At 31.3% G+C, this 19,847-nt stretch carries 16 protein-coding genes and 2 tRNA genes; 9 read left to right on the top strand and 9 right to left on the bottom strand.

The window, feature by feature from the left end; all coding sequences use genetic code 11:
* The first annotated feature begins 78 nt into the window (after positions 1–78).
* Positions 79–1,017 (top strand): citrulline utilization hydrolase CtlX, encoded by a 939-nt coding sequence (gene ctlX, locus WH52_RS06750; protein WP_086030175.1) that lies wholly within the window; start codon positions 79–81, stop codon positions 1,015–1,017.
* On the opposite strand, the gene WH52_RS06745 is transcribed toward ctlX, so the two are convergent.
* The 8 genes from WH52_RS06745 to WH52_RS06710 form a co-directional block, all read right to left on the bottom strand.
* The gene (locus WH52_RS06745; RefSeq protein ID WP_086030174.1) at positions 1,014–1,466 is read right to left on the bottom strand and encodes a hypothetical protein; all 453 of its coding nucleotides are present in this window, start codon (positions 1,464–1,466) and stop codon (positions 1,014–1,016) included. The genes ctlX and WH52_RS06745 overlap by 4 nt on opposite strands.
* An 88-nt stretch (positions 1,467–1,554) precedes the next feature.
* Positions 1,555–2,799, bottom strand: a complete 1,245-nt coding sequence (locus tag WH52_RS06740) for an MFS transporter (RefSeq protein WP_086030173.1) — start codon at positions 2,797–2,799, stop codon at positions 1,555–1,557.
* A 4-nt stretch (positions 2,800–2,803) separates the two neighbouring features.
* Positions 2,804–5,701, bottom strand: coding sequence for an FAD-binding and (Fe-S)-binding domain-containing protein (locus WH52_RS06735; protein ID WP_086030172.1), 2,898 nt, complete (start codon positions 5,699–5,701; stop codon positions 2,804–2,806).
* A gap of 10 nt (positions 5,702–5,711) precedes the next feature.
* Complete coding sequence (locus tag WH52_RS06730) at positions 5,712–6,368, bottom strand: Dph6-related ATP pyrophosphatase (RefSeq protein ID WP_086030171.1); 657 nt, start codon at positions 6,366–6,368, stop codon at positions 5,712–5,714.
* A complete protein-coding gene (locus WH52_RS06725) occupies positions 6,368–6,826 on the bottom strand; it encodes an Lrp/AsnC family transcriptional regulator (protein WP_233131527.1) in 459 nt (152 codons plus the stop codon). Before WH52_RS06725 ends, WH52_RS06730 begins: the two co-directional genes overlap by 1 nt.
* Positions 6,827–6,942: 116 nt before the next feature.
* Entirely contained in the window at positions 6,943–8,373 is a 1,431-nt protein-coding gene (gene hglS, locus WH52_RS06720) for a 2-oxoadipate dioxygenase/decarboxylase HglS (protein WP_086030169.1), read from the bottom strand.
* Positions 8,374–8,694: 321 nt separating this feature from the next.
* Positions 8,695–9,003, bottom strand: coding sequence for a hypothetical protein (locus tag WH52_RS06715; protein ID WP_086030168.1), 309 nt, complete (start codon positions 9,001–9,003; stop codon positions 8,695–8,697).
* Positions 9,004–9,075: 72 nt separating this feature from the next.
* Complete coding sequence (locus tag WH52_RS06710) at positions 9,076–10,176, bottom strand: bestrophin family protein (RefSeq protein ID WP_086030167.1); 1,101 nt, start codon at positions 10,174–10,176, stop codon at positions 9,076–9,078.
* Positions 10,177–10,255: 79 nt separating this feature from the next.
* Here WH52_RS06710 and WH52_RS06705 point away from each other — a divergent pair, with 79 nt between their 5' ends.
* From WH52_RS06705 to WH52_RS06695, 3 genes are read left to right on the top strand one after another with little or no spacing between them, the layout of a single operon-like run.
* On the top strand, positions 10,256–12,757 hold the full coding sequence (locus WH52_RS06705; RefSeq protein ID WP_086030166.1) for a M14 family metallopeptidase: 2,502 nt from the start codon (positions 10,256–10,258) through the stop codon (positions 12,755–12,757).
* A gap of 11 nt (positions 12,758–12,768) precedes the next feature.
* Complete coding sequence (locus WH52_RS06700) at positions 12,769–13,167, top strand: hypothetical protein (protein WP_086030165.1); 399 nt, start codon at positions 12,769–12,771, stop codon at positions 13,165–13,167.
* A gap of 59 nt (positions 13,168–13,226) precedes the next feature.
* Complete coding sequence (locus WH52_RS06695; protein ID WP_086030164.1) at positions 13,227–13,382, top strand: YqaE/Pmp3 family membrane protein; 156 nt, start codon at positions 13,227–13,229, stop codon at positions 13,380–13,382.
* 246 nt (positions 13,383–13,628) lie between these two features.
* On the opposite strand, the gene pafA is transcribed toward WH52_RS06695, so the two are convergent.
* Entirely contained in the window at positions 13,629–15,272 is a 1,644-nt protein-coding gene (gene pafA / locus WH52_RS06690; RefSeq protein WP_086030163.1) for an alkaline phosphatase PafA, read from the bottom strand.
* A gap of 175 nt (positions 15,273–15,447) precedes the next feature.
* Here pafA and WH52_RS06685 point away from each other — a divergent pair, with 175 nt between their 5' ends.
* The 5 genes from WH52_RS06685 to WH52_RS06665 all read left to right on the top strand — a co-directional run bounded on the left by WH52_RS06685 (position 15,448) and on the right by WH52_RS06665 (position 19,819).
* The gene (locus WH52_RS06685) at positions 15,448–16,188 is read left to right on the top strand and encodes an MlaE family ABC transporter permease (RefSeq protein ID WP_086030162.1); all 741 of its coding nucleotides are present in this window, start codon (positions 15,448–15,450) and stop codon (positions 16,186–16,188) included.
* Positions 16,189–16,953: an ABC transporter ATP-binding protein gene (locus WH52_RS06680; protein WP_086030161.1), complete on the top strand. Its 765-nt coding sequence runs from the start codon at positions 16,189–16,191 to the stop codon at positions 16,951–16,953.
* Positions 16,954–17,103: 150 nt separating this feature from the next.
* Positions 17,104–17,176: transfer RNA gene (locus WH52_RS06675), tRNA-Lys, on the top strand.
* 41 nt (positions 17,177–17,217) lie between these two features.
* A tRNA-Tyr gene (locus WH52_RS06670) sits at positions 17,218–17,300 on the top strand.
* A 116-nt stretch (positions 17,301–17,416) separates the two neighbouring features.
* Entirely contained in the window at positions 17,417–19,819 is a 2,403-nt protein-coding gene (locus WH52_RS06665) for a TonB-dependent receptor (RefSeq protein WP_086030160.1), read from the top strand.
* Positions 19,820–19,847 lie beyond the last annotated feature (28 nt).

Here is a 19,847-nt window from a genome sequence, read left to right as displayed (position 1 = left end):
AATTTCAAAACTAAATTATTGTAAATACTTGTTTAAAACAAGTATATTTCTACATTAGCAATTTAATTCATTATATAAATGCAACAAGCAACTAATACAATACTAATGGTTCGTCCTGCTTCTTTTAGAATGAACGAACAAACAGCGGTTAACAATTATTATCAAAAAGAATTACAACAAATGTTACCTGCTGCGATTCAGAAAAAAGCAGAAGATGAGTTTGATGCTTTTGTTGTTGAATTACAAAAGCATGGGATAGAAATTATTGTTGTTGAAGATACAAAAGAGCCAGATACGCCAGATGCATTATTTCCAAATAACTGGATTTCTTTTCATAAAAATGGTACTGTAGCTGTATATCCTATGTTTGCGGAAAACAGAAGATTAGAAAGAAGAGAAGATGTATTAGACATATTAGAATCTAAAGGATTTATAATTAATGATGTTATAGATTATACCGAAGCAGAAGACGAAGAAATCTATTTAGAAGGTACAGGAAGTATGGTTTTAGATAGAGTAAATAATAAAGCTTATTGTGCTTTATCACCTCGTGCCGATGAAGAATTATTTATAGAATTTTGTGAAGATTTTGAGTTTACTCCAGTGATTTTTACTGCTAATCAATCGGTAGAAGGAAAAAGAGAAGCTATTTATCATACGAATGTTATGATGTGTGTTACAGACAAATTTGCTGTAGTTTGTTTAGATAGTATTGATGATAAAAAGGAAAAGAAAAACCTATTAAAACATTTAAAATCTGACGGGAAAGAAGTAATTGCAATATCAGAAAAACAAGTACATCAGTTTGCAGGTAATATGTTACAAGTAAAAGGAGCTGGTAATAAGTCTTATTTGGTTATGAGTTCTTCGGCATATAAGAGTTTAACAAATGAACAGTTGAAAAAAATGGAAAAGCACAACCCAATAATCCACTCATCTCTAGAGACTATAGAAACTTGTGGAGGAGGAAGTGCTCGTTGTATGATGGCAGAAGTTTTTCTACCAAAGAATAACTAAACTGATGTTGTTTCTGCCAACTTATAATTTTTGTAGTACTGCATTAAAATAAAAGAACATATTACAGATGATGCAATGCCCTCAATAGCTAAAGCAAAAATTATTAGTGTTAAGTTTAAGTTTCTTCCCCAAAAAGAAGAATTCTCTAATATGCTTAAAAAGTTAGTATCAAAAAATCCAACATATACCATTAAACCAATAATTGTTAGAGCTACAGCAATTACAGAAGTACCAATACCAATGGTTAAGTTATTAATATAAGAAGTGTCTTTGTTTTGATTAATATTAGCTTTAATAGCATTATTAATTCCCCAAAAAACAAAAACAAAGTTTAGTAAACGAAGTTCAGACGTACTGTCTAACCCAATTAACTTCATTAAAAGAAAGAAGCCAACAATTCCGCCAAAAATTAACAGCGCATTTTTTATAATAATTTTAGTCGTACTCATAATACAAATCTTTAAGGATTAAGGTTTGTATAAAAATACGAAATAACTTACTGAAAATCAATTATAAAAAAAGTTTGGTGGTACTCTTCTATAGTCTAATTGAAGTTTTTTTAAAGCCAATGGTAGCTAATAAACCTACGATAGGAATAATTGAGAAATAAGAAAATAAATTTTGATATTCGGTAATTGTTGGATTTTCACCTAGCATATAACCAATAAAGAGCGACATAAAAATATCAGGAGTAAACCCGATAACGGAAATAATCCCCACCAAAGTTCCTGTTAGTTGTATTGGAGTTTTGGTCTCTTCAATAATAGCAAAATATAAACCTCTTAAAGCATAAGTTCCAAAAGCCATAAAAACAAAAGTGGTAAACGATACATAAAAAGGAACGTTCCCTATAAAGCCTAGTATAGAAGACATGATTACTAAAACAGTAAAACAAGGAATGATTAATCTAGATGGAATAAACTTATCTGCAACCCAGCCAATAGAAATAGCGGCAATAGGCCTTAAATATTGAATAAATACGGCAAAATAAGTAGCTTCTTCTAAAGAATAGTTCCAAACATCCTTGGCATAGGTACCATAGGTGCCTGTAAGTTTATAAGCACAGTAAGCGCAAAAAATAATCAATGAATGAAAAATTACTTTAGGTTGAATAATGAGTAATAAGGCTTTTTTAAAGTCGAATTGAAACTCTTTTTTGCCTTCAGGTTGTACTTCAGTTTTAGGTAAGGAAAACCAAACAAATACCGCAACAGCTATTACAATTATGGTAATAACTCCAATTATATATTGTAGGGTGGTTATTTTATCCTCAAGAGTTATTGTTCCGCTTTTAGGAAAGAAAAAGCTTAAAATGGCAGCTCCAGATAGGGCAGTAGTTGCCGCAAAAAAACCTCGACCTCCATCTAATAATCCAAACGACAATCCTTGATTGTTTTCATTGCCCCATTGTCTGGTAGCTTTAATTAAAGCTGCCCAAAATAAAAGAATGGTAGATACACCCCAAAATGCATACAAGAATTTTAATCCAGTAATAGAAGGAATCAAAAGCATCCACATTCCTCCGAGTGCAGTAAGCCCTAATGAAAGTGTAAGAAGTTTCTTGGCTTCCCATTTATCAGCAATAAAACCTCCAAAGAAATAAGAAATGACAGCTGTAATACCATATAGTGCTTGAGCTTCTCCAATTTGTGCGTCTGTAATTAAAAAAGCTTCTCTAATTACCGGTTTAAAAACGCGCATTAAAATAAAAGGCAATAAAAAAATAGCTTCCCCTGCAATAATCAGAGAAAGCATAGATGTAATTTTGTTCTTGTTTTGCATTTGCCTAAGATAAGGCTTCTTTCAAAATTGTAATAGGATGCTTAGCAATGCGTTTGGTTCCATCATAGATTTGATGACGACAACTGGTTCCTGCGGCTACAATTTCTGTAGTTTCTGAACAGTTTCTAACTTTAGGGAATAAGGTATCTTCACCAACTTGCATACTTACCTTATAATGTTCTTTTTCATATCCAAAAGAACCTGCCATTCCACAGCATCCAGTATTCATAATGGTCACTTTATAATTCTTCGGAATATTTAAAATAGAAAAAGAAGCGTGCGTACTAGACAATGCTTTTTGATGACAATGTCCATGTATTTTTAGCGTCTTAGACGCTTTGGTAAACATATCTGAATTGATATTACCTTTCTCAATTTCTGAGGCTAAGAACTCTTCAATGGTAAAGCAGTGTTCAGAAAGTTTTTTGGCAGCTGCCTTATCATTTGCGATTCGCAAGTATTCATCTCTAAAAGTTAAAATAGCAGAAGGTTCAATTCCAACTAAAGGAGTTTGATCTGAAATTAAAGTTTTAAATGTAGCTACGTTTTTATTTGCAATTTCTTTGGCTTCTTTTAAAAATCCTTTAGAAATATAACTACGTCCACTTTCTTCATGAGCTATCGTTTTAACTTCATATCCTAACTTTTCTAATACAATTACTGCATCTTTTCCAATTTCGGCATCATAATAATTGGTAAACTCATCGTTAAAAAGATAAACAGTCTTATTACTAGCTTTTGTTTGATAATTTTTTAACCAGGTTTCTAAAGGTTGTTTTGCAAGTTTAGGAACGGAACGTTCAGTAGTTACTCCCATTACTTTTTTTGCAACGATTGTATTGGTAAAGAAGTTTGTTAGAGTAGGGAACTTACTTCCTAGTTTATTGTACTTTGCATTGTTTGCAAAGAGTTTGCTTCTAAAAGAATATCCATTTGTTTCTTGGTATTGATATAAAAACTCTGCTTTCATTGAAGCAATATCAACATTACTCGGACATTCAGTAGCGCAGGCTTTACAACTTAAACAAAGGTCTAAGACCTTTTTTAGTTCTTTAGAATCAAATTTGTTTTTAGCAGTATTATTGGTAAGTACTTCTCTTAAAGTATTTGCTCTTGCTCTTGTAGTTTCTTTTTCATTTCTCGTGGCTCTATAACTAGGACACAAAGTACCTCCTGCCTCTGGAGATTTTCTACAATCACCAGAACCATTACATTTTTCAGCAAGTTTTAAAATACCTTCACTATCTGAAAAATCTTGAATGGTTTCTATTTCAGGTTCTTTTCTGTCAATTTCATATCGTAAACTTTGATCCATTGGGAAAGCGTCTGTAATCTTTCCTTTGTTAAATACATTATGAGGGTCAAAAGCTTTTTTAATACGTCTCAACAATTGGTAGTTTCTATCCCCAATCATCAATGGAATAAACTCAGCACGTACAATTCCATCTCCATGTTCACCACTAAAAGAACCTTGATATTTCTTAACCAATTCGGCAGTTTCTGTAGTGATTTTTCTGAATAATACTACATCTTCTTGTTTCTTAAGATTTAAAATAGGACGTAAGTGCAATTCACCAGCTCCAGCATGTGCGTAATACACAGCATCTTGCTGGTACTTGTCCATAATTTGGGTAAACTCTTCAATATATTCTGGTAAATCTTCTAAGGCTACTGCTGTATCTTCAATACATGCTACGGCTTTCATATCACCAACAATATTTCCTAATAAACCTAAACCAGCCTTTCTTAAATAATGTACTTTGGCAATATCTTCACCATATACTTTCGGATAATGGTATCCGAAGTTATTCAGCTTTAAATCTTCGATGAGTCTATCAGCTAAAGTTTCTGCTTCTTCAATAGTATCTGCAGAAACTTCTAACATGAGTACAGCCTCTGGGTCTCCTTGTAAGAAAAAGCGATTTTTCGCTTGTTCTCGGTTGTTTTTGGTACAGTCTAAAATTACCTTATCCATCAATTCACAAGCATATAACTTATGATTCATGGCAGTAACAGTAGCTTTTAAACTTTCATTTACGCTTGTAAAGTGCGGACAAACCATAATACTTTGCGTAGGAGGTAAGTCGTCTAATTGAATAGTAATTGCTGTTGAGAAAACTAAAGTACCTTCACTTCCTGATAAGAATTTTGCTGGATTAATAGTTTCTTCTGTTCCTCCAAATAAATTAGAAGTTAAGAACTCATCTACAGCATATCCTGTATTTCTTCTATGAATACTTTCCTTTGGAAATTCTTTTTTGATTTCATCTTGATTCTCTTTCGAGCTTAATTCAAAGAAAATAGACTTGTATATGTTACCTTCAAGATTATCTTGTAAGGATTTTGTTCTAAATTCTTGAGAAGAAATTTCTTCAAAAGTAACTTCAGAACCATCACTTAACAATCCGTCAATAGCCAATACTTTATCACGAGTAACTCCATATCGAATAGAAGTACTACCAGATGAGTTATTACCTACCATTCCACCAATCATACATCTATTAGATGTTGAGGTATTGGGACCAAAAAACAACCCAAACGGTTTTAAAAAACGATTTAAATCATCTCTAATAATTCCTGGTTCAACAGTAATTGTTTTAGCTTGTTCATCAAAAGCTAAAATGTTGGTAAAATGCTTAGAAACATCTACTACAATTCCATCACCAACACATTGACCTGCTAATGAAGTTCCTGCGGTTCGTGGAATTAACGTTGTTTGATGTTTGGTGGCAAATTCAATTAATTGTTGAATATCCTTTTTGTTTTTGGGATACGCAACAGCTAAAGGAATTTTACGATATACCGAAGCATCGGTAGCATATATGTTTTTATGTAAATCGTCAAAGAATAATTCGCCAATTAACGATTTTTCTAAACTTTGTAATTGTGCTTTCTGTATCATGGTTTACACCTTATGATGTTGTTAGTTGTTTGTTAAGGTAAAAATAGTGTTCATGTTCGGTAATTGTATACGAATCTATTTTTAATTCCTTTGAAAAAAAAGGAGCGTTTAATACCATGGTATGATATTCTCCATTTTCTCCACAAATATCAATATTTAATTTCTTTAAATCATCAATAATAGCGGTATCTATAACTTTTCCAACCCAGTCTTGATTGAAAAAAGGTTTTTTAACTAGTGAGAAAATAATTTTAAAACCTTCACTTATTAATTGGTTGAGTAATTCGTTTCTGTTTTTTTTCCAAAGAGGATTGTATACCAACATTCCCGATTTTTGACAGCACTTCTCAATCCAGTTATCATGATTTTGAACTTCATCAATATCACCAGTAATTAAAGTGTCAATTTGATATTGCTTTTTCAAGGTAGTTATGTTGTTTTCGTAACTCTCTTGCATAGGAGCTTTTACGGTTAACAGCAAATGTGGTAATCCGATAACATCAACTTGTTTTTGTATTAAAGCTAAGTTATGTGCTTTAAAATCTGGGCTTTCCGGAGTAAAGGTTACTAAATGTGTGATGTTATACCCTTTTTTTTGAGCTTTGTAAAAAGCCAAAGCGCAATCTTTTCCTCCAGTCCATAAAACTGCTGCAGTACTTTTCATCATTATTCGATAGGAATATTACGCTTAAAACATGTGTCGAAACATATAAAAGTATCAGTACCAGCAACACCATTTATTAAGTGAACTTTGTCGTATAATATCTTTTGAAGATGCTCGTTATCTCTGGCGTAAATTAAAATGAAAATTGCATAATTACCAGAAACAAAATTACATTCTGTAATTTCTTCAATTTTTTCTAGTTCTTTCATTACTTCTTTTGCAAATCGAGCTTCTCGTAAACGAATACCAGTATACGATTTGGTTTTATACCCCAACTTCTTTTCGTCTAAAATAAACTCAGCATTTTGAATTACACCAGCATCCGTAAGCTTTTTTACTCGTTGATGGACAAGAGAGTTTGATACTTTTAGCTCTTCAGCAATTTGTGAATATGCTTTTCGAGCATCTGAACGTAATTTTGATAAAATTTGTTGGTCTATATAATCAAATTGGTTTTTCAAAAGAATAATTTTGTGATGTTATTGTCAGAATGATACTTTAAAGCAAAGATAATTTCTTTTATAAAAAAATATAGCCGCATATTGATATTTGCGGCTATAAAGTTTTAAGATTTTAGTTAAGCATTTATTTCTGCCAAACACTTTTGAATAGTTTCGTCTTGCATATCTTCATACCATTTCATTAACACATAAACAGGTTCACCTAAATCTTTTTCAAATAATGATTGATTAGAAGTTCCTTTGTATTCACGTTTTGCATCATCAGTACCTAAATTTGAAGCAAAAATTCCTGCAGCACTTACTGGTAAAAAGTCCTCATAAACCATAGGCATTATAGTTAAATAACCGTCTTTTAGTAATTGGTTTATATCTGCTTTTGTATACGCTTTATCTTTAGCTATGTTTTTTACTTTATCGGTAGTAAAGTAATGGAAGTAAGCTAATTTTTCTGATTGTAATTCGTTGTAATTATCTGGAAAAGCTTTAAAATTCTCTGCTAATAATTGGTTGTATTCAGCTGCATTTTCAGCAGTTGGAGATCCTCCAATGGCTTTACGAGTTTTACCTAATAACTCATTATATAAGTCTAATCCTTTTTGAGTAACAGCAACACCACGTTGTTCAATTTCACCGAAACGAGCTTTATGTTCTCCTATTTTTCCGTTTCCGATTTCACCTTTAAAAGTAACTTTTTCAGTTAATGCTTTAAAGCTAGTTTGACGTAATAAAATTGGACATTTTCTTGTAGGTGGTCCTTCTATATTGTCTTTTGGTGGGATATTACGAGAAGCCATACTTACCTGGACTTTATCGATATCTAAAGTTCTTGGTGTTAAGTGGTTGATGTGAGGTCCTTTAAAAGCAACCACATCAGCAATTAATCTGTGTTGACCTAGTAAAGCTTCGTACATTTCATGGTCTACCGTAGCAGTATCATGCCATCTAAATGTTTCTAATGCTTCTTGCACAAAGATTTCTGCATCTTCTTTAGTTAATCCACCTTCTTTTTCAGATTTGTCAATTAGTTCTAATGCTTTTTCTGTAAAGATTTGACGTTTCTCTAAAATTGTTTCAACATTATTGCGAAGCTCTTCATTATCAATTAAATCGATACGTAATAAAGAGGTGAAAACTCTAAATGGAGCTTGGTTAAGTGCTGTGTTTTCAATAGCTCTAAAAGCTGTAGAATGTACAGGAACACCAGCTGTTGCTAAATCATAGTACCCAACAGGAAACATTCCCATGACTTTAAACAAGCGTCTCATAGTAAATAACTCGTAAGGTTTACCTAAACGAATTGCTCCATGACGTTCCATATTTAAACGAGTCATTTCTCCAGTATTCTCTAGCTGCTCTTTTATTTCTTCCGATTTTGAAAGTACATCATTATTAATATCATGAACCAAATCTAGTAATTCACCATAAAGAGGTACTTCGTTCTTATACATATCAGACATAATCGTAGAGAAACGGTTACGGATATATTCTGGTGATACAAATGCCTTATCAGTATTTCTCGATTTTTCTACTATGTTTTTTGATGACATAATTAATTGATTTTTATTGCAAAATAAATGAATTTTATGCTTAGTGTGTTTCTAAAAGATAAATTTTACTTTAAAATAGATGTTTTTGTGTTGTTTTAGTTTTTCAGATAATTGTTTTAAAATACAAAAAAGCTATTTTAATTAAAAAATAGCTTTAAAAAAATCAATTTGACTTTGTAGTTGATTAAGAATTATTTAGGCTATTAATTAATACCTTCTATTTTTTTATTTGTACTTTAAAGTATATTCTATTCTTTTAAAAGAATTAAGAAATATTGTCTAATAAAAAAGACTTACCAATCGGTAAGCCTTTTCTACATATTATCTTGATCTGTTATTATTCTTTTTACGCTTAATATTTCTACTAGCTTTGTTTTGAGCCTTTTGTAATTTTACCTTTTCCTTTTTAGTTACAACTCCATCTCTCTTAGCTTTTCTTTCCATTTTACGGATGTTGGATTGCTGTTGAGCCAATTGTTTTGTCTCTTTTGCGGTTAATTCACCACTTTTTACACCATTTACAATTCTTGTTCTTTGTTTGTTTTGTCTTTTATCTACTTTAGGAGTTTGACTATATGCTATTCCACTAAAAGCAAAACCGATAACTAAAAATAAAACTTTTACATTCATAATTACTAATTTTTTAAATTGTCTACTTGTTAGACCTAGAAAAATTGAAAAGGTTTAAAAAATATTTATTTATTACAAAACAATATCATTTTTCCATTCATATGGTTGAGGTATATCTGTATCATCTATTAATTGTCGAATATCAATTTCTATTCCTCTACTCATATTAGTAATAGGCACATCGTTTGGTCCGCCTTCAAATGGGTTTTCTGAGTTTTCTCCAATAGCTTCCATAGTGTTAAAAACCCAAGAGAGAATCACACTAAAAGGAATAGAAAACCAAACAAAATTATCTGCAATAAATTCTTGAATTCTGTGTCCCCAATCTGTTCTTGATTGATGATGAGATAATTCTTCGACAATATGATCTCCAATGCTTTCAAAACCTTGCATAATTCCGTAAGGCAATAAAATAATAAATAACCAAACAAAGTAAAAGTTCATAGTTGCATACTGACGTGGATATGGAAAGTTTTTAATGCGTTCGCTTTTTCCTTGTAATGTATAAAACTCCACTAACATATTTTCCATTTCCATATGACGGAAATCATCTATATAGCCAGCTTCTTTTAATTCTCGTAACCTGCGAGATTGAATTCCTAAAATCTGAGAAGCTTGATTTCCTTTAGCAAATAACTCGTTATACTCTTCATCAGAAATATAGTTTTTAATAAAGCCCTCAATAGGAATTTCATCTTCATGAACAAATAACTGCTTTCTGAATTCTATATTAGACTTATCTTTTTTTAAATGCATTTCCCAAGGTTTATCTTTACGTAGTTGATAACGTAAAGCAGTTAACCAAGCAACATGTCTGTGTACTAATTCTTGATGTACTTTAAATAATTCTCCTTTAGAAAGTTTGTTTTCCGCATGATCATTATTGATAAAATCCTTAACCATTATAGTCCAAGAACGAGAAGAGTTTACGATACCTCCCCAAATTTTACGAGCTTCCCAAAGTCTATCATAAGAAGCATTATTTTTAAAACTGACTAAAAATGAAATAGCAGTACCTAAAACCCCTAAAGGAAGCCAGGGCACATGTAGCCATTTTAAACCAACAATTTCAAATAAAAAAACAGGAATGGTTGCCAAAATAACAAACAAATAAATGTTTCTACGAGTCCAACGTAACATTCCTTTAAGCGGAAAGGTTCTTTTAATGTACATACGTTAATATTATGTTATAGTCTCAAAAATAGAAAAAAGGAATCAATATATTTGTTTGACTATCAAACGAATATTTTAAATGAAAAAACTAACTGTATTATTTCTTTTATTCTGTGTCTCAACATTTTCACAAAAGAAATTAGACTTATCGTATTATTTACCAACAGATGTAACATATAATAAAAATATTCCTACACCAAAATCGGTTATAGGTCATGAAGTAGGAGAGTGGCATATAACTCACGATAAATTGGTTGAGTATATGAAAACTTTAGCAAAAGCTTCAAATAGAATTACTATTGAAGATAGAGGAAAAACCTATGAAGGAAGACCTTTATTATTACTAACAATTACTTCACCTGGGAATCAACAGCAAATTGAAGAAATAAGAAAAAATCACATAAAAGCTACTAATGATAGTTCTATTGATGTTTCAAATCAACCTATAGTTGTGTATCAAGGATTTTCAATTCATGGTAACGAAGCAAGCGGTTCTAATGCGGCATTGGCTGCTGCGTACTATTTAGCTGCGGCTGAAGGTTCTAAAATAGATGAGTTATTAAAAAATACCGTTATTTTATTTGATCCATCGTTAAATCCAGACGGATTGCAACGTTTTGCGTATTGGGCAAATACAAACAAAGCAAACAATATTAACCCTGATCCGAATGATAGAGAATATCATGAAGTTTGGCCTGGGGGAAGAACCAATCATTATTGGTTTGATATGAATCGTGACTGGTTACCAGTGCAATTACCAGAGAGTAAAGCAAGAATTGCTTCTTTTCATAAATGGTTGCCTAATATTTTAACCGACCATCATGAAATGGGAACAAACTCTACTTTCTTTTTTCAACCAGGAATACCGAGTAGAACAAATCCGTTAACTCCACAAATGAATCAAGATTTAACAAAAGAAATTGCAGGTTATCACGCAAAAGCTTTTGATAAAATTGGTTCAACGTATTATTCAGAAGAAAGTTTTGATGATTTTTACTATGGAAAAGGATCAACCTTTCCAGATATTAATGGAAGTATTGGGATTTTATTTGAGCAAGGAAGTTCTCGCGGACATGCGCAAGAAAGTGAAAACGGAATTTTAACTTTTCCATTTACAATTCGAAATCAGTTTACTGCTGCGTTATCTACTTTAGAAGCTGCTAAAAATATGCGTACTAAAATTAAAAAGTACCAACAAGATTTTTATAAGAATTCAAGAAACTCTGGAGAAAATAAAGCGATTGTTTTTGGAGATGAAAAAGATGCTGCAAAAACGAATCATTTAGCTGAGGTTTTAAAAAGACATCAAATAAAAATTCACGAATTAAAAACTGATTTTTCATCAAACGGAAAGAAATTTAAAAAAGGATACAGTTATGTGGTTCCTATGAATCAGAAAAATCAACGATTGGTAAAAGCGATGTTTGATGTAAGAAAAACGTTTAAAGATAGTTTGTTTTACGATGTTTCTGCATGGACATTCAATCACGCTTTTGGAGTAGATTTTGCTGATAATATTTCATTATCTAAAGCAGGAAAGGAAGTCACTAAATTAAAAGAAAAAGTAAGGGAAGTAAGTAACAAGAGTTCTGTTGGGTATTTATTTCCTTGGAATGAGTATTATACCCCAAAAGCATTGAATACAATTTTAGAAAGAGGGTTGCGAGCTAAAGTTGCGATGAAACAGTTTAAAAACGATGGTAATTCGTACGATTACGGAACTATTTTTATTCCAGCTCAAAATCAAAAATTAAATGGAACGGAATTATTTCAGTTTCTAGAAAAGATTGCTCAAGAAAATCATATAGAAATGAAAGGAGTTTCAACAGGTTTAAATGAAGGAATTGATTTAGGAAGTAGAAATTTTAGAGCAATAAAACAACCTAAAGTAGCAATGTTGGTTGGTAATGGTATTACTAGTTACGATGCAGGAGAAATTTGGCATTTATTAGACCAACGTTTCGATATGAAACTAACTAAGTTAGATATGTCTTACGCTACACGAGTAGATTTAAGTAGGTATACTACGATTATTGTACCGAATAGCTATTCGATAGATAGTAGATTAGAAACCAAACTAAAAACTTGGGTTAAAAATGGAGGTGTATTGATTGGTTATAGAAATGCAGTGAGTTGGTTGTCTAATAAAAAGTTTATCAATGTTAAGTTTAATAAAACTAAGATTGACACTGTAGAAAATGTATCGTTTGAAAATCGTTCATTACAATCTGGAGCACAGGTAATCGGAGGAGCTATTTTTGAAGCGAAAATAGATCGTTCTCATCCTGTAAACTTTGGGTATAAGAATGATAAAATAGCCTTGTTTAGAAATACACGTCAATTTATTCAACCAAATAAAAAGAGTTATAATAATCCTATTCAGTATACTAACAATCCATTGTTAAGTGGATATATTTCAAAAGAAAATTTAAAAGAATTAAAGAATACAGTTCCGTTTGTAGTACAACGATTAGGAGCTGGAAGAGTTATTGTTTTTACAGATAACACTAATTTTAGAGCTTTTTGGTACGGTACTAATAAGTTACTTATGAATGCTATTTTCTTTGGAAAATTGATGTAGTAGTTTTTGTCATGAATGAAACAGAAAAATGGAAAGTCAAGTTTCTTGAAAAGAAAAAACAAGATAAGAAGAAGTATTTAATTCGTGTAACTTTTGGCTTTTCTATTATTATGCTAGTACTCCTGTTTACGTATTTTAGTTTTAAAAGTAGTTTTCAGTTTTTTGGAAAAGAGACTAAAATAGTTAAAGGAAAGGTTGATAAATCTAGTTTGTATCATATTGGTCAAGGTTTATATAGACAAAAAGTTTATATAAAATATAAAATTAAAGAAGCTGATTATAGTATTTATTATACTTTGCCAACAATATTGAAAGTTTATAGTCCTCAAGATTCAAGCTTTTATAATGATGTTTTTATTGAGTATGAAGTAAGTGATCCAAATAATTCGAGAGTGATTATCAATAACTAAAGTGTAACAAAACGTAAGATAGTTCGTCTTTATAGTACATTAATCAACCAAAAAATACTATGAGTTTATTACGCGTTTTATTAGCAATCTTCTTTCCACCTTTATCTGTAATTGATAAAGGATGTGGTTCTTTTATAATTGTTTTCTTATTAACATTATGTGCTTGGGTTCCTGGAGTTATTGGGGCTTTGGTGATTTTGAACAATCCAAAATAATTTTTTTCTAAAAAGGTGTGACTTTTTATTTTTGGCTGTGTCTAATTTATTAGAAACCAAAATTATAAAGACATGATTTATATTTTTACTACTGTATTATTACTATTTACTCTTAATGGATTGATGAAGTTGAACAAGCGAAAAATGAGTAAAGTGTATTGTAAAGTACAGCAAAAGAAAAGAAGATAACCCCCTTATTATACCCTTAATTATTCAAATAAAAAAGCGCTCAATTGAGCGCTTTTGTTATTCTATAACTTCAGTAATTATTTTACCTGTAGTTCCGTTAGGAAACTCAACTTGTAAAAGATTAGCTAGAGTTGGAGCTATATCGGTAATTTCATATTTCTTTTTTGAATTTCCTTGATTTATTCCATTTCCGTAGAAAATCATAGGTATATGTGTATCGTACGAATATCCAGAACCATGCGATGTTCCTCCATCTTTATAATACGTACTTAAAGTAGATGGATTAGGAATTAGTAATACATCACCAGATAACTTTTGATTGTATCCGTTTTGTAAAGAATTTAAAATACCTGAGGTAAATGAAGTACTTTGTAAAGTTCTTGCAGTTACCGATTTATAAATTGTTTTGTAGTTAATAACTTCATCGGCAATTTTTTGAGCAACAGTATTTGCATCAAGTTTTAATTCAGCAATTTTCTCTTTGTTTAAAAAGATTTGAAAGTTTGAAATATTCTCAACCAATTCATCTGAATTAAAATGCTTTTTAGTGATTTCATTTACATACGCTGTAAACTTTTTATAGCTGATATAATTTGCAGGAATTTTAACCGATTTCAAATAGGCTGGAACTTGAACAGCAGCATGATCTGCAGTTAAAAATAAGGTATAGTTTCCTTCGCCAACTTCAGTATCTAAAAAGTTGAATAAATCTTCTAGGTCTTTGTCTAAACGTAAATAAGTATCTTCAATTTCTTTAGAAGCAACTCCAAATTGATGACCAACATAATCAGTCGAAGAAAAACTTACAGCTAAGAAATCTGTGTAATCTGTTTTTCCTAAATTTTCACCAATAATAGCTGCTTTGGCAAAATCGTTTGTAAAAGAGTTTCCTGCTGGTATTGCTTTTAAAATACTATAGTTATTGTTTTTACTGCGTAATTCTGGAATGTTATGAGGAAAAACAGGTTTATCTTGTCCTTTAAAAGGTTGTTCAAACTTATTATCGTCTGCAATACTTTCAGTATACGTATCAATATCATATAAAGTTTCCCAAGGTTTACTTAAGTATTCATCGGCTTTTTTAGAAGCATTAAATTCTGTTACCCAAGTAGGTAATTCATTCATGTAATATGAAGAAGAAATCCATTCACCTTTGCTACCACCATCAAACCAGTAAGCAGCGTTTGCTGTATGACCAGCAGGTAAAATTGCAGAACGATCTTTAATAGCAACTCCAATGGTTTTTCCTTTCATATTTTGAGCTAACCTCAACTGGTCGGTAATTGTTGTGGTTAACATTCTATAAGGAGATTTTTTTCCGCCATCGCCATCATTACCTATAGTTTTATACTTGCTATCATCTACACAATAAATAGTTTCCTTTAAATATTTGTCATACCAATGGTTACTAATAATTCCGTGGTTTGTTGGAGTAGTTCCTGTGTAAATAGAAGTATGTCCAACCGCTGTATATGTAGGAATATAGTTATAGTGGGCATTTTCTAAAGAAAATCCTTCATTTAATAATCTTTTAAAACCTCCTTCACCATATCTATCTGCAAAACGAGTAAGGTAATCGTAACGCATTTGATCTACAACAACACCAACAACTAATTTGGTTTTTTGAGTTACTTTTTTTTCAACTTTACAGCTAAATAAGGTTAAACAAACTAAAGCTGTAAAAAGGATGTTATTTTTCATGAAAGTATATTAATTTGTAGTTGTCAAAACTACAAATTTTACTTGATAAACGATATTAATAAAACTTAAAGAATCAATTTAGTTTTGTAATTTTTATGAGGAGTTTTGCTAGTAAAATAAGAATAGTTCTTATAGTTAGTCATAATTTAATACTTTAGCAAAAAAGAAAATTTAGATGAATTATTTAGAACATGTTGGTAAGTATTTTTTAATGCTTAAACAAGTGTTTAAGAAACCACAAAGAGCTCGAGTATTTAGAGAAGCTTTGTTTAAAGAAATAGAAGAATTAGGTCATAAATCTTTAGGAATTATTGTGTTTATATCGTTCTTCATTGGTGGAGTAATTGCCTTACAAACAGCGTTGAATATTACAAGCCCGTTTATACCAAAATACTTGATTGGTTTTGCAACGAAACGATCGGTAATTTTAGAATTTGCACCTACATTCTGTTCTATCATTTTAGCAGGTAAAGTAGGTTCTTATATAACGTCTAGCATAGGAACAATGCGCGTTACAGAGCAAATAGATGCTTTAGAAGTTATGGGGATTAATTCACTTAACTATTTAGTATTGCCAAAAATTATTGCTACGGTATTTTTCTATCCGTTTTTAATCGTGTTATCAATGTTTCTTGGAATTTTTGGTGGATGGGTAGCGGGAATAACTTCAGGAATGTTCTCACATTTAGACTTTATAGAAGGAGTTCAATTAGATTTCAATCCGTTTTTAGTAGAATACGCCATTATTAAAACCTTAGTATTTGCCTTTTTAATAGCTACGGTGCCTTCTTATCATGGCTATTATGTAAAAGGAGGATCTTTAGAAGTTGGTAAGGCAAGTACACAATCTGTAGTGTGGACAATCGTAATTATTGTAATCGCCAACTATTTATTAACCCAAATGTTATTAACCTAGATGATAGAAGTAAAGAATTTACATAAAGGATTTAATGGAGTTGAGATATTAAAAGGAATTAATACATCGTTTCATCCAGGAAAAACAAGTTTAATAATTGGTCAAAGTGGTTCTGGTAAAACTGTATTTTTAAAATCATTAATTGGATTGCACACTCCAGAAAAGGGAACGATAGCTTTTGACGGAAAAATAAATACTGAATTTACTACTGAAGAAAAGAGACAATGGCGTCAAGAAATAGGAATGGTATTTCAAGGAAGCGCTTTGTTTGATTCTCAAACGGTTGAAGAAAACGTAATGTTTCCTCTAAAAATGTTTACAAAGCAACCAGAAGATGAAATGTTAGACAGGGTAAATTTTGTATTGCAACGAGTAAATCTAGAAAACTCGAATAGTAAATTCCCAGCAGAATTATCCGGAGGAATGCAAAAGCGTGTAGCCATAGCGCGAGCTATTGTTATGAACCCTAAATATTTGTTTTGTGATGAACCTAACTCAGGATTAGATCCGCAAACAGCTATTGTGATTGATAACTTAATTCAAGAAATTACTGATGAATATCAAATTACAACAGTAATTAATACCCACGATATGAATTCGGTTATGGAAATAGGAGAGAAGATTGTTTTCTTAAAAAATGGGAAAAAAGCATGGGAAGGAAGCAATAAAGAGATTTTTAAAACAGATAATGAAGCTGTGGTAAACTTCGTATACTCCTCTAATTTGTTTAAGAAAGTACGTGAAGCGTATTTACAAGAAAAATAATTTGATTTTTTTTAATTTGTAAAACACTGTTTTATAAGTGACTAAAAAAAAAGATGAAATTTTTATAAAATAACTTCACTTTTTTATTTGTAGAAACGAAAAAAGCTTCTATATTTGCACCCGCAAACGCAGAAATGCTAAAGCAAAAATGACCGGGTAGCTCAGTTGGTAGAGCATCTCCCTTTTAAGGAGAGGGTCCTGGGTTCGAGCCCCAGCCCGGTCACTTTTTAAGCTTCTCTAAGAGAAGCTTTTTTAAACGCTTTTGGGGAGATTCCAGAGCGGCCAAATGGGACGGACTGTAACTCCGTTGTCTTTCGACTTCGCAGGTTCGAATCCTGCTCTCCCCACAAAAAACCTCAATCAAACGATTGAGGTTTTTTTGTTATGAAAATGTTATTTTGTTTAATAAAATGGTTTTTTAATTAAACAAATTGTATTTTTGTAAGGCATCAACAATTCAGATATGAAAAAATTAGCGCTATTATTTATTTTATTACAAGTATTTTCTGTGTTTGCCCAAAATCAAGGAAAAATTACAGGAAAAGTTATTGATGCTAAAACAAGAGAAACTATTCCGTTTGTTAATGTATTGGTTTTTGGTACTTCTGTAGGAGCTTCATCAAAAGAGCAAGGGAATTTTGAAATTACTAATGTGCCATTAGGTTATAACAAATTGCAAGTTTCGTTTGTAGGCTATGAAACTCTAATATCTGATGAGTATCTAGTGACAAAAGATAATTCTCCATTTATTACTATAGAGCTTAGAGAGAATACTACGCAACTTAAAGAAGTTGAGGTAAGAGCTAGTTTGTTTAAAAAGTCATTAGAAAGTCCGTTATCATTACAAACCTTAGGAGTTACAGAGATTGAAAGAAATCCTGGAGGTAACAGAGATGTGTTGAAAGTTATACAATCTTTTCCTGGAGTAGCTTCTAATCCAGGATTTAGAAACGATATTATTATTAGAGGAGGAGCAACTTCAGAGAATAAATTTTATTTAGATGGAATTGAAGTTCCTGTAATAAATCACTTTCAAACGCAAGGTGCTACGGGTGGACCAGTAGGAATAATGAATGCCGATTTAATTCGTAAAGTTGATTTTTATTCGAGTGCTTTTCCTGCTAATAGAGGAAATACGTTGAGCTCGGTAATAGAGTTTACACAAAAAAGAGGGAACCCGACATCTTTAAATACTCGAGCTACCTTAGGTACTTCTGATGCTGGAATTACATTAGATGGTCCTATAGGTAAGAAAACAACCTTTATGCTTTCAGTAAGACAATCGTATCTTCAGTTATTATTTAAAGCATTAAAACTTCCTTTTTTACCAACCTATAATGACTTTCAATTAAATCTTAAATCTCAAATCACCAAGAATAGTGAATTATCTATTATTGCCTTGGGAGCTATTGATGATTTTAAATTGAATGAATCGGTTAATGAAGGAGAAACTGATGAGGAAACGATTAAAAGAAACAAGGTTGTGTTAAATACTGTGCCTGTTAATAGTCAGTGGAATTACACAGTTGGAGCAAGTTATAAAGTGTTTGAAGAAAATGCTAGTCACTTATTTGTTTTGAGTCGAAATGAACTAAAAAATAAAGCAATTAAGTATTTTATGAATGAAGAACTGCCTCAAAATTTATTATTGAACTATGATTCTAAAGAAACAGAAACTAAATTCCGTTACGAGAGCGATATTGAGTTGAATAATAATTACAGATTAAATATCGGGGTCAATGCAGAAAAAACTACCTACTTAAATTCAACTTTTAGAAGAGTAGCAAATTCTCAAGGAGTTTTTCAAGATGAATTCAATTCAGAAATAGACTTCTTTAAATATGGAGTTTTCGGACAAGTATCAAAAGAATTTTTGAATAATAAATTAGGGGTTTCTTTCGGATTTAGATTAGATGGAATTGACTACAATTCAGAAATGAAAAATTTACTAAATCAGTTTTCACCGAGAGTGTCTTTAAGTTATTCATTAAATGAAAAATGGACGATTAATTCATCAGTAGGTCGTTATTATCAATTACCATCGTATACCGTTTTAGGATTTCAGAACAATGCTGGAGAGTTTGTAAATAAAGAAGGGTTAAAATACATTCAGTCAGATCATATAGTTGGAGGTTTAGCATATAAACCCAATACGAGTTCAAAGATTACTTTCGAAGGATTTTATAAAGCCTATAACAATTATCCGTTTTCGGTAAGAGATCAAATTAGTTTAGCGAATCTTGGAGCAGATTTTGGTGTTGTAGGAAATGAAGAGGTAGTTTCAAATTCAAAAGGAAGAGCTTATGGTTTTGAGTTGTTAGCTCAAAAGAAATCGTATGATGGTTTATACGGAATAGCAACCTATACCTTTGTTCGTAGTGAGTTTAAAAATGCAGTAGGTAATTATATTCCTTCAACTTGGGATAACCGACATTTAATAACCATTACCGCAGGAAAAAAGTTAAAAAAGAATTGGGAAATCGGAACCAAATTTAGGTTAGTAGGAGGAAGACCATTTACTCCTTACGATAGAAATGCATCATCATTAGTCGCAAATTATGATGTGAAAAATGGAGGAGTTCTAGATTATTCTAACTTAAACGGCGAACGACTAGCTACGTATACGCAATTAGATTTTAGAGTTGATAAAACATGGTTTTTAAAAAAAATGGCAATCAATTTGTATTTAGATGTTCAAAATGTATATGCAAGTAGTTCTAAGCAGCGACCATTTTTGTTACCTATGGAAGATGCAAATGGAAATCGCTTGTTAGATCCAAATGATGTTTCAAGATATTTGTTAGAAGAAGTAGAAAGTACAACGGGTAGAGCTCTACCAAGAATTGGAGTTATAGTAGATTTTTAACTAATGAATTTCGTATCTTTCGGCTTGC

The organism is Tenacibaculum holothuriorum, from assembly GCF_002120225.1.
In the GTDB taxonomy this organism is placed as follows: domain Bacteria; phylum Bacteroidota; class Bacteroidia; order Flavobacteriales; family Flavobacteriaceae; genus Polaribacter; species Polaribacter holothuriorum.
The sequence above is the reverse complement of the archived record's forward strand: the minus strand, read 5'-3'. Positions and strand labels throughout refer to the sequence as shown.

What these genes read in the sequence shown, in the direction of transcription:
- WH52_RS06680 (WP_086030161.1), top strand. Translation starts at nt 16,189, where the DNA reads ATGATAGAAGTAAAGAATTTACATAAAGGATTTAATGGAGTTGAGATA.
- WH52_RS06740 (WP_086030173.1), bottom strand. Translation starts at nt 2,799, where the DNA reads ATGCAAAACAAGAACAAAATTACATCTATGCTTTCTCTGATTATTGCA.
- WH52_RS06730 (WP_086030171.1), bottom strand. Translation starts at nt 6,368, where the DNA reads ATGATGAAAAGTACTGCAGCAGTTTTATGGACTGGAGGAAAAGATTGC.
- WH52_RS06665 (WP_086030160.1), top strand. Translation starts at nt 17,417, where the DNA reads ATGAAAAAATTAGCGCTATTATTTATTTTATTACAAGTATTTTCTGTG.
- WH52_RS06710 (WP_086030167.1), bottom strand. Translation starts at nt 10,176, where the DNA reads ATGTACATTAAAAGAACCTTTCCGCTTAAAGGAATGTTACGTTGGACT.
- WH52_RS06745 (WP_086030174.1), bottom strand. Translation starts at nt 1,466, where the DNA reads ATGAGTACGACTAAAATTATTATAAAAAATGCGCTGTTAATTTTTGGC.
- ctlX (WP_086030175.1), top strand. Translation starts at nt 79, where the DNA reads ATGCAACAAGCAACTAATACAATACTAATGGTTCGTCCTGCTTCTTTT.
- hglS (WP_086030169.1), bottom strand. Translation starts at nt 8,373, where the DNA reads ATGTCATCAAAAAACATAGTAGAAAAATCGAGAAATACTGATAAGGCA.
- WH52_RS06700 (WP_086030165.1), top strand. Translation starts at nt 12,769, where the DNA reads ATGAATGAAACAGAAAAATGGAAAGTCAAGTTTCTTGAAAAGAAAAAA.
- WH52_RS06715 (WP_086030168.1), bottom strand. Translation starts at nt 9,003, where the DNA reads ATGAATGTAAAAGTTTTATTTTTAGTTATCGGTTTTGCTTTTAGTGGA.
- WH52_RS06695 (WP_086030164.1), top strand. Translation starts at nt 13,227, where the DNA reads ATGAGTTTATTACGCGTTTTATTAGCAATCTTCTTTCCACCTTTATCT.
- WH52_RS06735 (WP_086030172.1), bottom strand. Translation starts at nt 5,701, where the DNA reads ATGATACAGAAAGCACAATTACAAAGTTTAGAAAAATCGTTAATTGGC.
- WH52_RS06685 (WP_086030162.1), top strand. Translation starts at nt 15,448, where the DNA reads ATGAATTATTTAGAACATGTTGGTAAGTATTTTTTAATGCTTAAACAA.
- pafA (WP_086030163.1), bottom strand. Translation starts at nt 15,272, where the DNA reads ATGAAAAATAACATCCTTTTTACAGCTTTAGTTTGTTTAACCTTATTT.
- WH52_RS06705 (WP_086030166.1), top strand. Translation starts at nt 10,256, where the DNA reads ATGAAAAAACTAACTGTATTATTTCTTTTATTCTGTGTCTCAACATTT.